Consider the following 15,284-nt stretch of genomic DNA (forward strand, 5'->3'; position numbering starts at 1 on the left):
TGAAAACCATGTCTATTACTAAGGGGTAGTCTCTTGAACCATGACCATTCAAATAAGCATCATACTATGAATAAGGCTAAAGCTGAGAGTATGGAAAACGGTTCAACTTCTAGCCCATCGACTTCTAGTAATAAATACAATTTAGTACCCGAAAACTATGAAGGTATTATTTACATCTGTCCGATGCACCCAGACGTCAAAGACATCACAGAGAGTCGCTGTCCTATCTGTCATATGTTTCTAAAACCCGAAGATGAGGTCGCAAGTTCTGAGCATACCCATGTTCACAATGAACATGCCAATCATGGCAATCACAGTGAACATGGCGATCATCAGGGGCATACTAAAAGCCATAGCCATCACGCCAGCAATACTACTAACCCTGAGCATATTGAAAATAGCCCTTATAACAAAGTACCTGACGGCTATGAGGGTACTGTTTATACCTGCCCAATGCATCCTGAAGTTCGTGATATCAAAAATAATGGCTGTCCTATCTGCGGTATGTCACTGGAACCAGAGACTGTTTCATTAAAGGAAGAAGACACCACCGAACTCGACAATATGACCCGCCGCTTTTGGGTATGTACCTTACTGACCATTCCGCTGTTTTTTATCGCTATGAGTGAGATGGTCGGTATTCATCTAAATAGCCTGCTCAGCAGCTATGGTATCTCCAATTATTGGCTGAGTATTATCCAGCTTATGCTAGCAACTCCCGTGGTGGTGTGGGGAGCCAAACCTTTCTTCGTTAGAGGTTGGCAGTCTATTAAGACGATGAACCTGAATATGTTTACACTGATTGCAATGGGCACAGGGGCTGCCTATTTGTTCAGTATCGTGGCTATTTTCTTCCCTGAAATATTCCCAGATAGCTTTAAAGATGCCACTGGTCAAGTCGGCGTCTACTTTGAAGCCGCTGCGGTCATTACCACCTTGGTATTGCTAGGACAGGTGTTAGAGTTAAGAGCCCGCAGTCAGACCTCAGGTGCCATTCGTGCACTGCTAGAGCTTGCTCCGCCTACGGCCAGACGTGTCGATGAACAGGGACAAGAGGTTGAAGTGTCACTGGAAGAGGTCCACACTGGAGACATCTTACGTATCAGACCAGGGGATAAAGTACCTGTTGATGGTGTAGTGATTGAAGGCGAAAGCCGCGTCGATGAATCTATGGTGACAGGCGAGCCTATGCCGATATCTAAAAAAAGCGAAGATATTGTTACAGGCGGTACCGTCAATGGGACAGGGTCGTTATTAATTAAAGCGGTCAATGTTGGCGAAAATACGGTTTTATCCAAAATTGTAAAAATGGTCAGCGAGGCTCAGCGTAGCCAGGCACCTATTCAAAAACAAGTCGACAAGGTAGCTAGCTGGTTTGTGCCTACGGTTATTATCGGCGCAGTCATTACCTTTATTGTCTGGGCTTTGTTTGGTCCAGATCCTGTCTTTGCTCATGCTCTAGTGAATGCCATAGCCGTGCTGATCATTGCTTGCCCTTGCGCCTTAGGACTGGCCACACCCATGTCTATTATGGTTGGGGCTGGTAAAGGTGCTCAAAACGGAGTATTGATCAAAAATGCTGAAGTATTAGAGCGTATGGAGACGGTAGATACCATCGTTGTTGACAAAACAGGCACCTTAACCGAAGGCAAGCCTAAGTTGACCTCATTAGAGGTAACAGAAAGCTGGAAACAAAATGAAGTACTCGCCTTAGTCGCTGCCGTTGAGCACTCCAGTGAGCATCCTCTTGCTGAGGCCATTGTGGAAGCTGCCAAAGAGCGTAATCTTAGCTTGGCTGCCGTTAGTAACTTTGAATCCGTCACCGGTGAAGGGGTTAAAGCGCTTGTAGATAATAAGCGCGTTGCCATCGGTAACGACAAACTGATGAGAAGATTAAATAGCTACGATACTCAGTTATCTGATCACGCTAATAAACGACGCAGTGACGGCGAAACGGTAATGTTTGTATCCATCAATAATATGCCAGCTGGTCTCATCTCAGTATCTGACCCTATTAAAGCTAGTACCAAAGAAGCCATTGATCGACTGCACAATGAAAACCTCAAAGTCATCATGCTCACTGGAGACAATGCCGTAACTGCTCAAGCAGTTGCCAGTCAGCTTAATATCGATGAGGTACAAGCCGACGTCTCACCTGAAGATAAAAACCGCATCGTTAAGGAGTTACAACAGCAAGGGCGTGTCGTAGCCATGGCCGGCGACGGGATCAATGATGCGCCTGCATTAGCCCAAGCCACAGTAGGTATTGCCATGGGCACTGGTACCGATGTCGCCATTGAAAGTGCGGGTATTACCTTGGTAAAAGGGGATTTGATGGGGATAACCAAAGCTCATAAGCTAAGTCAGGCTACCATGAAGAACATAAGACAAAACTTATTTTTCGCTTTTGTTTATAACGCTTTAGGTATTCCTGTTGCAGCCGGCCTACTCTATCCTTTCTTTGGACTCCTACTAAGCCCAATGCTGGCCGCTGCAGCTATGAGCCTCTCCTCTGTGTCTGTGATTTTTAACTCTTTAAGATTGCGCGGGTTGGATTTATAGGTTTTTTAAATAGCTACTGTAAATAGGTTTTTTAAATAGCTGCATTAAATAGAAAGCATTCACAAAACTATTTTTTTGTAAAACCATTATTAATAGAAACTCTGTAAATACTAGGGTCTGATGAACTGTGAATCATTTTTTTCATAAAGACCCTAACGCTTAAACCAACCCTTTATACAAAAAGAAAAGTGCCACAGCGGTTAACAACACCGCAAAGCATTGCTTTAACAGTTGTGGTGATAAGGCATGTGCCACTTTTGCCCCTAATTTAGCGGTAAAAAAACTCATGCTGGCAATGCCTAAGAAGGCGTAGATATGAACAAAGCCTATCGCATTTGGCACATCTAAGTGATGCTGCATCCCAAAAAACATAAATCCTAAAGCACCTGCAATAGCAATGGGCAAACCACACGCGGCAGACGTGCCAACGGCTTTTTGCATTACCACGTTATAACGGGTGAGATAAGGCACGGTTAAGCTGCCACCACCAATACCAAAAATAGCAGAAGCAATGCCAATACCAGCCCCTGCGGCAACTTGCATAGGAGTTGAAGGCAGTACAATATTGGTATTATTCATCTTGGCTTTAGCATTTGCGGCCGCTTGCCTTTTACCACTAGTAAACATTCTATAGGCCACCCATAACAGAAATAGCCCCACTATCACTTGCAGATGAATTCCTGATAGCAAACCGGCAATCCCAGCGCCTGCAAAGCTACCTATCGCAAGGCCCGGTGCTAAGTTTTTAAAGACAGGCCACATCACAGCGCCTTTTTTATTATGCGCCATCAATGAGCTGATTGAGGTGACAATAATTGTCGCCAGTGACGTACCTAAGGCAAGGTGCATTATCGCATCAGGGCTAAATCCCATTTGAGTAAAGACGATAAAAAGCAGAGGTACGATAATTGTTCCACCGCCGACACCGAAGAGTCCTGCTGCAAAGCCTGCCAGCGCACCTATTAGTAAAAAAATGATTAATTCCACGTGATATTGTCTTCTTTTTTAAGTAGATGAAGGGTTTGATATTCGTTTAAAGTTTGCTTAGGTCATTTAGTCTAAACAAAAACAAGCGTTTGTTCGATTTATTACAATCAGTTTAACTTAAACTTAATTCGAGCTTTAATTAAAGATTTAATTCAAGCTTGCTCTCTAGCACTGATTCAAATATTATCTTAAAGCATTATTGTCTTAAGCCATTTGATTTTGATCCGTCTCATTTATTAATTTATGCTCTAATCTTTGACCTACAGTATGATAGCGACGATCAAAGTATACCAAGCTTTGATCCTGATGGCTTTGAGTGATGGCGACCACACGACACATAAACACACTGTGGGTGCCCACTTCCTGAACCTGCTCTATTTTACAATCAAAACTGACCAATGCATCCTCTAAAATGGGCGCACCCGTCACTAATGTCGTCCATGAGCCCTGCTTAAAGCGCTCAACTGAATCTAATTTGGAGGCAAACGCATTGGATATAGGTTCATGTTGGGCACTAAGCACATTAACGCTCAAAACCTTATTATCAATAAAGTGCGCATGTGATCGAGACGTGGTATTCATGCAGACCAATAAAGTTGGCGGCGTGTCTGTGACGCTACAAACCGCAGAGGCAGTAAACCCATGTACCCCAGCATCTCCGGCTGTGGTGACGACATTTACTGCAGTCGGTAACAATGACATGGCGTCCCTAAAATGCGTGGCTTCAATCATGATTAGCATCCTACGTTTAGTTTATTTATCTATATAGTACTTAATAGGTAGGACTTATGCGAAAATACAATTTCACGGCTTTAAAAGCGACTGGTTATTATTTATGGTGCGTCTGGCTCTACCTTCAGAGGATTCATAAATATTAACCAGTTGCCATAATCTCTACTCGTGCGTAAGTCCTACTATAATAGAAATAGAATAGGTTCTAGGATTATTTTGCTGTTAATTCATCACGAACGATTTTGGTACCAGCACTTAACGCTTCTAGCTTGCCACGCGCCACTTGACGAGACAAAGGGGTCATACCACAGTTAGTTGACGGATATAGCTTATCGGCATCCACAAATTGCAGCGCTTTACGCAGCGTACTAGCAACCTCTTCAGGGGTCTCAATAGTATTGGTTGACACATCGATAGCGCCGACCATCACCTTCTTACCACGTATCAATTCGATCAAATGCATCGGCACTTTTGAGTTATGACATTCTAGCGACACGATATCAATGTTCGACTGTTGCAGCTTAGGAAACGCTTGCTCATATTGACGCCACTCTGAACCTAGTGTTTTTTTCCAGTCATTATTGGCTTTGATACCATATCCGTAGCAAATATGCACTGCCGTCTCACATTTGAGACCTTCAATAGCACGCTCTAAAGTAGCAATACCCCACTCGTTGACATCATCGAAGAACACATTAAAGGCAGGCTCATCAAATTGGATAATATCAACGCCAGCGGCCTCTAACTCTTTGGCTTCTTGATTAAGGATTTTGGCAAATTCCCATGCCAGTTTTTCACGGCTTTTATAATGGTCATCATACAAGGTGTCAATCATGGTCATCGGACCAGGTAGTGCCCACTTTATCGGCTGATCGGTTTGCGCACGTAAAAATTTAGCATCCTCAACAAATACCGGCTTGGTACGACTCACCGCACCAACGACAGTCGGCACACTTGCCTCATAACGGTTACGAATTTTGACCGTTTCACGCTTTTCAAAATCTACGCCATCCAGATTTTCAATAAAGGTGGTCACGAAATGCTGGCGGGTTTGCTCACCATCACTGACAATATCAATTCCTGCTCGTACTTGTTCCTGTAGTGATACCCGCAGTGCATCTTGCTTGGCTTCAATCAGCTCATCACCCTCTATTTTCCATGGTGACCAAAGCTTTTCAGGTTCTGCAAGCCATGAAGGTTTTGGTAAACTGCCAGCGGTTGAGGTTGGTAATAATAGGTTAGTCATGTTTGTTTATTCTCTTTATTTAGCGTTGCTTTTTAAATAGCGTCACTGTCAATTTATTTCGTAACGTTGCAGGTTAGAGCGGTTTAGCCCTGATTGCCGTGGATATCCTTGACCGTGGACGGGATTGCGAGCGCTCGACTAGAGGGGGTCGCTCGAATGTTGGAACGACTCTAGACTTAGCGCTCGCTCCCGTCCGCTGTCAAGATAGGAACAAAAAGCAGGATTAGCTACGATGTTATTGCAATAGTACATATTGAATGAGCTAACTAGGCAATTTGTGGTTCAATAGATTCATCTTCAACGGTTTTTTGTTGATTCTCTTTATTAAATGGCTTAGTGATATCAAAGCTTGCTGCCCACTTATCAAGAATGTCTTTATAAGGCTTAATAAACGTCTCCTCCGTTAACTTACCCTGCTTCACGGCAAGCTGGCTACGCTCTTCACGATCATAGTCAATTTGAGTGTGTGAATAATCTTGATAAGTGAGGCTCGGTTGAAATACCTGAGCAGCACTTGAGTTGGCATTATAAATCTCGGGACGATAGATCTTTTGGAAAGTCTCCATCGTCGCAATCGCACTTATGAGCTCAATATCAGTGTAGTCACGAAGCAAGTCACCGGCAAAGTAAAACGCTAAAGGTGCCACACTACCCGCAGGCATAAAGTAACGAACCGTTAAACCCATTTTGTGGAAGTAGTCATCCGTTAACGAGTATTCATCTTGTCGGTACTCAACCCCCAATACTGGATGCTGGTTTGTCGTACGGTGATAGGTCTTGCTTGTCGATACGCTAAGACATATCACTGGTTGTTTATTAAAGTGGGCTTTGTAAGCCTCAGAGTTCACTAAATCTTGAAACAGTTTACCATGTAACTCACCAAAACTTTGCGGCGGCGGTGTACCTGGATTTTTATCAAAATGATCAAGAAGCACCACGCTAAAGTCATAATCGCGCACATAAGATGAGAAGCTATTACCAATCATACCGTCAATACGGGTATTGTATTTATGGTCAATGACGGTTGTTTTTAGCATTTCAATAATTGGAAAATTAATACCATTACCCTCGACATCCATATCGACTGAGACGATATCGACGTCAACCGTATAACGGTCTGCTGCAGGATTATCCCAATGTGCCAGCGCATTAAAACGGTTGTTTATCATCGTCAGGGTTTTACGCAGGTTGTCTTGACGTTGCTCGCCACGTGCTAAATTGGCAAAGTTAGTCGTCAATCGCGTGCTAGAGGCAGGCTGATAGTTTTCATCAAAGTGAATGGTCTTGATTGAATAGTGAAACGTGTTACTCATGGTGAATTGCACCCTTAATTAAATGATTTAAAACCAAATTTATTTTAGGTGCTTATTAAACCATGAACGCTAACATGAATAAAACGATATAACTTTAATATAAGATGAATTTTATTCATGTTTCTTGGCTTTTACTTTCTAGTTAAACTTGTGACAACTTAGCTAAACATCACATCACATCACATCAAATCAATTCAAATCTACTTAAAACAATTCAAATCAACTTAAAATCAATCTTGCTTCCTAGTGACTCATCATAAACTATACATATAGGCTACCCCGTTCTCAACTGATTAAAATTCAATGTAGGCTGGTGCTTTTAGCCCAGCAGATGATGAAAGACCTTTAATCAAAACTGCTGGGCTAAAGCTACAGCGTATGTCAATAGTTGAAGATAAGGTTATATTTATAAATAGGCAGTTAAAAGTGTGTGTAGTCTAATTGTTATTAAATAAACATTTTGAAACGAATTTAAAACAGTCCTACTGTCATAACATTGGGTGTAGTATGTCAACATAGTGATTCTTCAAACCCTTCTATACCTTCATATTTAGCTTAAGACCCCTGCTCCTATATGCCGTCAACCTTTATTCAACCTTCTAATTTCTCAGACTATTTATATAATCGAATAGGCTATTGTTTGTTTTTAGATATCGATGGCACGTTGGCGGATTTCACGATTAATCCTAAAGCCAGTTTTATTCCAAAGACGACATTAACACTATTGCACGATATTCAACGTCAGGGCATGCCAATCGCTGTGGTAACAGGACGTAGTCTCGTTGAAGCTAGGCAAATGCTCTCTCCTCTTCAACTACCGATCGCCGCAACGCACGGTTTAGAGGTATCGCTCGAAGGTGGTCAGTATTTTAACGAAGCGAATGATGCCAATGGGAAAGTAACTACCGGATTGCCGCTTAATATGGAAGAGCTAAATGAAATTAAGCAGTCCATACTCCAATCTTGCCAGCCTTACACAGATTTTACCATTGAGCAAAAGCCCTACTCTTGTGCCCTTCATTATCGACAAAACCCATCATTATCTGATGTCGCTTATCGTCTTATGTCAAATCTTATCGAGGACTATCCTAACTGGACATTAAAACAGGGCAAATATGTATGGGAAATTGTACCTAAAGGGGTTAATAAAGGCACTGCTATATTGAGCTTATTGTCCCATCTGCTATCTAAGGCATCCAAGCCGCTCTGCCCTATCTTTATAGGCGATGACATAACCGATGAAGCTGGATTTAAGGCGGTGCAACAGTATACATGGTTAAAAAAGGACGGTAATAAAGTTGATAATTTACCTAAACACAATATCCCTAAAGCGGGTATCGGTATTAAGGTCGGCAGCGAGCCAACAACTGCCCGTTACTTTGTTAAAAATATTAATGAGGTAGTTCCGCTTCTTGAATATTTTTTGGGTATGAATCAAATAAATTACCCAAATCTAAATTATGTGCCAAACACTAATCCTAAATTTTTAAAATAGGTCATTTAATAATCAATGAGACAAAATATATGAGCCGCTTAATCGTTTTATCAAATCGGGTAAAATTGCCCGACAATAATCCGATGGCAGGCGGACTTGCCTTAGCGATGCATGACGTATTGAAGGAAAACTCTGGTATCTGGATGGGCTGGAATGGCTATATCATTGATGAAGATCATAATGTAGACCACAAAGACTTAAATTTTACTGCCTTAAATTTTAGTGAATTAGATACTAGTCACTCAGAATTGCAGTGTGAAAAAGGACAGTTGTCTAAATCAAAGCTGACGTATATGACGACCGCCTTAACGTCTCATCAATATCAGCATTATTACTGTGGGTTTGCTAACAATGTCTTGTGGCCCCTGTTGCATGAGCAAACCGATTTGATGAGTCAGGCTCCACATGATTATGACGGGTATCAATCTATAAACCGTCTTTTTGCCAAGCAGCTTAGTGACGTTTGCCAACCCGAAGATGTGATATGGGTGCATGATTATCACTTTTTAAGTGTGGCCTATTATTTTCGACAGTTGGGTATGCGTAATCGCATCGGATTTTTTTTGCATATTCCTTTTGCGCCCCTAACGTATTGGCAACAGTTAGATAAAAGTGTAGAGCTGATTGAGCATCTCGCCCACTACGATATAGTTGGCACGCAAACTCATCATGACAATTCCAACTGTCTTGATGTGTTTAAACATTATCTAAAGAAGCAGTTGAGTACTCCGTTTAATAGCCAGTTACAAATCAGTGTTAAGGGTAGAGGTGTAAATACAACTGGAAAAGCGCAAACTTTACTAAATTTAAATCTTAAAAATACAGACAACAACCCTCATTGTCTCATCGTCAAAACTTACCCTATTGGCATTAATGTTGCTAAAATTCAGCAGCAAGTTCATCATTTAAATGTTCTAGCCACTCTTCATAATAAGAATAAAAAATCAACTGAGCCAGTTGATCAGTCTGTTAAGCAAATAATTGCCGTAGATCGTATTGATTATTCAAAAGGGTTATTGGAGCGGTTTACATCGTATGCTGATTTTTTACAGCAATATCCACGCTATCAAAACCAATTAAAATTTTTACAAATTGCTTGCCCTAGTCGTTTGGACTTGCCTGCGTATCGGTATTTATATGAACAAGTTAGACACACCGTACAGCATATTAATCAAAAGTTTTCACCCTCTAAACATACTTTTGCGAGCAAACAAACGACAAATAGCAGCACAGCAGATGAGTTTCATAATAATAATGACACTATTGACGCACATGATATTAATAACACTGCGAATAAAAGCACCCATTGGCAGGCGATTACTTATAGTGAAAAGGTGTTAACCCATAAAACATTAATGACTGAGTTTTGGCACAGCGACATTGGGTGGGTAAACTCGCTAAAAGACGGTATGAATCTAGTGGCTAAAGAATATATTGCCGCCCAAAATCCAGATAATCCTGGTGTATTGGTACTGTCTTGTTATGCAGGTGCTGCCGAGCAGATGCAAGATGCTGTCATTATCGACCCTAAAAAACCAGATAGCGTCATTCAAGGGCTTAAAACAGCTTTAGAGATGCCGTTAGACGAGCGTAAAGCCCGTCATGATAAGTTGCTGAAAGGGTTAAAACAGCATACTTTACATGACTGGCAACAAGCTTTCTTAGATGACTTATATGGGTTAGAAGAGGACATGGTTTCCTAATTCAAAGTACCTTGAATTATGTTCCTTAAATTACGTACCGTGAATATAGGGTTTCTATACCAAAGAACCTACACAAAAGGGCATTGATAAAGAGCGTATTGAAAAGGTTATTAAATATCAAAAAAGTTATCACTACGTTTTGAGAGATTATAAAAAATTATAAAAAAAGGAAATTATATGTTCCCGTTAGAGACTGAAAATTCGATATTAGAAGACATTAAACGGGCTATAGCTGAGTGTTGGCCTGCCCGCGAAAACGGTATAAACACATTAACGATGACCGAAGACAATCGCATGGATATACTAAATATCTTAGTTGCCTATGCGCATAAAATCCCCCACCCTGCTAGCGGTTTTAGACCTAAAACTAATCAAGATAAAACTGCAGATGTTAATAATCGTAATATTAATGTTGCACAATCGCAAACCTTACTACGTTGGCAAATATTGGCGTATGTATCAGGGATTGATTTAACCCTTGCTAAATGGTTTGAATCGCATTTGGATGCCTTAAGCATCTTAAAAGAAATTGGCTTTGACAAACCCGCTCAAGGTCTTTGGGCAGTCTGGGCAGCAGAAGGTTACCCTGACCCTATCCGCTATCAACAAGGCAAAATCAGTGGCACAAAAGCATGGTGCTCTGGCGCCAATATCGTCAACCATGCGTTAATGACTTATCGTGATGATAATGGTCAATCACAATTATTAATAGTCGATATGCATAAAGACGGTGTAATGCAAGAAGGCCAAGAAGGTATTACCATTAACAATAGTGAATGGCAAGCCGTAGGAATGCAGGCAACCGATACCGCCACTGTTCAGTTTAATCAGGTACCTGCCACCAATGTTGGGGCAGCTAATGAGTATCTAGAACGTGCAGGATTTTGGCATGGCGCAGCAGGCGTTGCCGCTTGCTGGTACGGGGCAACATTGGGCATAGCTAAATATCTAATACAGTCTTATCAGCATAAACCAAACGATTATAAAGCCATGTATTTGGGGCAAATTAGTACAGCATTGGCAGTCACTCAACAGTATTTTTACCATGTGGCTGAGTCAATGGATAGCCAACCTAGCCTTAGTCACGAGCTTGTCATCCGTCAATTAAGAGCAAACGTTGAACTGCTCGCAAGACAAGTATTAGAGACCGTCGGACAAGCGTTAGGGGCAGCACCCTTTTGCCGTAATGCCCACTTTGCTAGATTATCAGCAGATTTACCGGTGTTTATACGTCAAAGTCATGCGGCATTCGACTTACAAAGAATCGGCGAACTGGCAAGTGAGCTTAGTGAGCATAACCATCAGTCGAGCACTAATGCGATCAGTACTTTAGTGAACGGGCAGGATACCATATGGCAACTTTAAACTCTGATAATGAGAAAAATCATCCTATAGTTGGTGATCGGGTTATCGAAGGCGACGGCACCAGTCAAGAGGCTTGGAGGAATTGGCAAGGGTTACATGACCTCCCCCGTTTAGATATCACTAAGCGCTTTGCCCCCCATCAGCGGGTGTGCGTTTTTGCCCCTCATCCTGATGATGAAATATTAGGCTGTGGTGGATTACTTCAACAATTGGTTACCAATGGCAATTCCATTATCCTAGTTCATGTGACCAATGGTACTCAAAGTCATCCAGAGTCAACGATTTATCCACCAGAAAAACTAGATATTATCCGCCCTCAAGAGAGTCTTGCAGCAATACAAGCGTTAGGTATTTCAAACCAAGTGACCACTATTGCACTTAACTTAACGGATGGGGATGTCTTTAACCAACAAGCACTATTCCATCAAAAGCTCGCTGAATTTATTCAGCCTAATGATATTTTGGTCACGCCTTTTATTCATGATGGTCATCCTGACCATGAAGCCACGGGACAAGTGGTCGCTACCTATGCGAAACATCATCATTTAGACTGTTATCAAGTCTTAATTTGGGCTTGGCATTGGGCGAAACCAAACGATAGTCGCATACCTTGGCATAACGCTATTCGAGTTGACTTAGACGCTGAACAGTTACACCGTAAAGTTCAAGCGATCCACTGTTTTGAAAGCCAGATTACGGTTGATGAGAGTACCGGCAATCCGCCAATTTTATCTGCTCAAACTATCGCTAGAATTAGCCAGCCATGGGAAGTATATTTATATGAGCCACAACTCTAAATTGACTGAGTCGCCAATACCTATGAAACCGACACCTTTAAAACCTACTAATAAGCATACCGTTGCACAAAGTACATCAGCAGATAATAGCCAAAACTTTAAAAACAAAGTCAATAATCAAAGTAATTGCCAATCCAATAGCCAATCCAATAGCCAAACTGACACTGACCAAACTGATACTTATTCAGAATCGTATTTTGATGCGTTATATAGTGACAATACTGATCCATGGCAGTACCAGACACGCTGGTATGAAAAGCGCAAACGGGACATTTGTCTATCGGTACTGCCTCAAGCCCAATATAGCAGTGCTATTGAGTTAGGCTGTGGTAATGGGGTGTTTAGTGAATTGCTCGCGCAGCGATGTCAGGCACTGCTCAGTATTGATGGCAATAACAATGCGGTGCAACTTGCACGGCAGCGATTACAGAACTTATCCCATGCTAAGGTAATACAAGGGGTTATTCCAAAGGTATTGAATCGTTTAGAGTCAGCAATTTTGGAGGCTTTTCCTGATGCTTTACCTATTGTAGACGAACCTTCATCAACTCGTTTAAACACTAGCAACCACTCCTTCAATCACCCCTTCGACAAGCCCTTCAATCACCGCTTCGATTTGATTGTCATTAGTGAGATTTTATATTATTTGGCACCCGATGATATCGATACGGTTATTGAATGGATTAAGCAAAATCTTGCAGTCGGTGGCACGCTGTTATGTTGCCATTGGCGTTATGATATTGATGGCTTTGAGATGAATGGTGATACAGTGCATCACCGTTTACAACAAGCTCTTAATTCTGCCAGCCATAGTAAAGACTTGAAACCGTCTGAACCTCATATTGAACTAAAATCTGAACCTAAAACTCAGCTGGAACCTAAATCAACCTTTACGCATCAAACGCAACTTGTTGAACGTGATTTTTTATTAGATGTCTGGATTAACTCACCACAGTCAGTTGCCATGCAAGAGAACCTTGTATGACAGCTATCAAAATTGCAATTGTTATTCCTGCGCACAATGAGGCGGAAACTATAACGGACTGCTTAAACTCAGTACAAACCGCCATTGAACAACTGCCCGCCTCAATTAAGGCTTTTCCGCTGGTGGTGCTTGACAGTTGCACCGATAACACGCTTGAGTTGGTTCAAGCTGCTGAGGTTAAAAATATTAGCTGTGAGTATCGCAATGTAGGACGGGTACGAGATACGGGTATTCGTCATGCTATCACTCAAGGTGCGACATGGATTGCGTGTACTGATGCAGACTCGGTCGTGCCTTCAAATTGGCTAGTAAAACAAATTGATCATATTACTCGTTTAAATGCGGATATGATTTGCGGCGTTGTTAGTATAGATAGCTGGGCACATTTAACGCCACAAACTCGAAAAGATTATATCGCTCATTACCAAGATACGATGGATCACCGCCATATCCATGGGGCAAACTTAAGCTTTAAAACCGATGCCTATCAGGCTGTTGGCGGTTTTGCGCCCCTACCATGTCATGAAGATGTGTATTTGGTTAAACGGTTTGAAGCTCAAGGATTTAATATTATCTGGAGCAATCAAGTCCGTGTTCTTACCAGCAGTCGCCTGCAAGCTCGCGCCCAAGAAGGCTTTGCAGCATTTTTAGTCAATTTAGAGCAACGTCATGTGAAGTAAGCGGCTTTAAACCACTATTTTAAGTATTGAAAGACTATGTCATCATTACCAAAACAATGATATAAAAGCTCTTAAGTAACTCGTACAAAGTCTGTTAAACATTTAAAACTTAACCATAATACAGTGACTTTGAGAATGAAGAACAACCCTCACTTAAGACCTAAAGGCGCAAGCTATGAACAACAATGACAATAAATACAATGAATACGCCAAAAGTGAAATTCGTGAGTTTTTTTATAATGACATTCCAACATTCCCCTTTAAAGTGTGTTCTCAGCCAAATTCTATACTGAATGTGACCAATCGCAGAACAATGATGCAACTGTGTCGCACACTACGCACAATTGCACTATATGATCGCTTAGAAGAGTTTTTTCGTAATATTTCAGAAGACCCTCATCATGAAAACCTAAATGACTTTGAAAGAGAAATTGTACAAAGCGAGGGCTATAAAACCTTTTTGTACCTGCATGACTTACGCTACGATATCTTGGAGCGAAACGTTAAAATTCATACTTGGGAATATTTACACCAAACAAATTACATGACTGATGATAATATAGACGAGTTTGGTGAGGTCGCTTTTGTGCCGTTTTTTAATGAAGAAGAAGATGATGAAAGATTTAACATACTGTACGGCTCTAGGAATTCAGACGCACGGTTCTACATTGCATTTATATATTACAGTAAGTGGCATCAAGTCGTTGTGACCAGACGCTCTGGGAAACACCTTTTTCTCACGCTATCGCAGATCATGTCTTATGATTATAAAGACTTCGATATCCATCAGTCACGCCGGGAATCTTTAGAAAATCATAAGATTAAACTTCCTGATAACCCAGAAACCATCAAGTCCCTAGTCAGCATGATTGGATTGCAAGGCGTTATACTGCCTGCTTCGGTTTATGAATCAAAAACAAAATGTTAGAGTATTTTATGCAATATCTATTCTTTTAACCTTCCCAATATACTTAAACCCCCCCCCTTATAATTTTATCAAAATAAGTGTTAAGTTGACGCTAATGAATTTAGTCAAAAGATCTATTAAAACGGTTACGGATTGTTATCAAAATTTGACAGGATATTTTTATTTGTTACTATAAGTGCCTTATTTTTTGCTCTATTTTATCAAGTATTTATCGTTACAAATTTATCTTATACAGGTTTGCAAGCTTAAAGCCCCCTAAGTCAAGATTAGTAATACTTAATGCTTTGATACTACTGATTCGCTTAATCAGCACTACTCTAGCTTCATAAAATTTTTAAAACGGTCTGATTTACCGATGAGACCTCTTTATCAAACTCAGCATTAGCTTTCGTTATAACGAGCGCTAAGGCTCAATACAGCCTCAATTTATGACTTAAAGCTACTCTAATATTGATAAAGGTAGTAAATATCAGCAAAACGGCTTTGCTTGA

General features: G+C 41.1%; 12 protein-coding genes. 8 read left to right on the plus strand and 4 right to left on the minus strand.

Translation table 11 applies throughout. From position 1 onward, the window contains the following. Positions 1–66 precede the first annotated feature (66 nt). Complete coding sequence (locus tag AC21OG_RS11955; protein ID WP_487378285.1) at positions 67–2,562, plus strand: copper-transporting P-type ATPase; 2,496 nt, start codon at positions 67–69, stop codon at positions 2,560–2,562. A gap of 159 nt (positions 2,563–2,721) precedes the next feature. Here AC21OG_RS11955 and AC21OG_RS11960 read toward each other — a convergent pair whose 3' ends face one another. The 4 genes from AC21OG_RS11960 to AC21OG_RS11975 form a co-directional block, all read right to left on the minus strand. Further along, a complete protein-coding gene (locus AC21OG_RS11960) occupies positions 2,722–3,549 on the minus strand; it encodes a sulfite exporter TauE/SafE family protein (protein WP_487378286.1) in 828 nt (275 codons plus the stop codon). A gap of 204 nt (positions 3,550–3,753) precedes the next feature. Continuing rightward, complete coding sequence (locus tag AC21OG_RS11965) at positions 3,754–4,281, minus strand: flavin reductase (RefSeq protein ID WP_487378287.1); 528 nt, start codon at positions 4,279–4,281, stop codon at positions 3,754–3,756. A gap of 211 nt (positions 4,282–4,492) precedes the next feature. Next, positions 4,493–5,527 carry a methionine synthase gene (locus AC21OG_RS11970; protein WP_487378288.1) on the minus strand — a complete coding sequence of 345 codons (1,035 nt, stop codon included), beginning with the start codon at positions 5,525–5,527 and terminating at the stop codon, positions 4,493–4,495. 266 nt (positions 5,528–5,793) lie between these two features. After that, entirely contained in the window at positions 5,794–6,840 is a 1,047-nt protein-coding gene (locus AC21OG_RS11975) for a DUF1852 domain-containing protein (protein WP_487378290.1), read from the minus strand. A gap of 574 nt (positions 6,841–7,414) precedes the next feature. Here AC21OG_RS11975 and otsB point away from each other — a divergent pair. From otsB to AC21OG_RS12010, 7 genes are all read left to right on the plus strand, one after another. After that, a complete protein-coding gene (gene otsB, locus AC21OG_RS11980; RefSeq protein ID WP_487378291.1) occupies positions 7,415–8,335 on the plus strand; it encodes a trehalose-phosphatase in 921 nt (306 codons plus the stop codon). 29 nt (positions 8,336–8,364) lie between these two features. Further along, the gene (locus AC21OG_RS11985; protein ID WP_487378292.1) at positions 8,365–10,038 is read left to right on the plus strand and encodes an alpha,alpha-trehalose-phosphate synthase (UDP-forming); all 1,674 of its coding nucleotides are present in this window, start codon (positions 8,365–8,367) and stop codon (positions 10,036–10,038) included. Between the two features lie 177 nt (positions 10,039–10,215). Next, on the plus strand, positions 10,216–11,403 hold the full coding sequence (locus tag AC21OG_RS11990; RefSeq protein ID WP_487378293.1) for an acyl-CoA dehydrogenase family protein: 1,188 nt from the start codon (positions 10,216–10,218) through the stop codon (positions 11,401–11,403). Further along, positions 11,391–12,200: a PIG-L deacetylase family protein gene (locus AC21OG_RS11995; RefSeq protein WP_487378295.1), complete on the plus strand. Its 810-nt coding sequence runs from the start codon at positions 11,391–11,393 to the stop codon at positions 12,198–12,200. Before AC21OG_RS11990 ends, AC21OG_RS11995 begins: the two co-directional genes overlap by 13 nt. Then, a complete protein-coding gene (locus AC21OG_RS12000; RefSeq protein ID WP_487378296.1) occupies positions 12,184–13,185 on the plus strand; it encodes a class I SAM-dependent DNA methyltransferase in 1,002 nt (333 codons plus the stop codon). The genes AC21OG_RS11995 and AC21OG_RS12000 overlap by 17 nt, the downstream gene beginning before the upstream one ends. Further along, entirely contained in the window at positions 13,182–13,865 is a 684-nt protein-coding gene (locus tag AC21OG_RS12005) for a glycosyltransferase family 2 protein (protein ID WP_487378297.1), read from the plus strand. Before AC21OG_RS12000 ends, AC21OG_RS12005 begins: the two co-directional genes overlap by 4 nt. 175 nt (positions 13,866–14,040) lie before the next feature. Then, complete coding sequence (locus AC21OG_RS12010) at positions 14,041–14,793, plus strand: hypothetical protein (RefSeq protein WP_487378298.1); 753 nt, start codon at positions 14,041–14,043, stop codon at positions 14,791–14,793. Positions 14,794–15,284 lie beyond the last annotated feature (491 nt).

It is taken from the genome of Psychrobacter sp. CX5 (genome assembly GCF_057621535.2).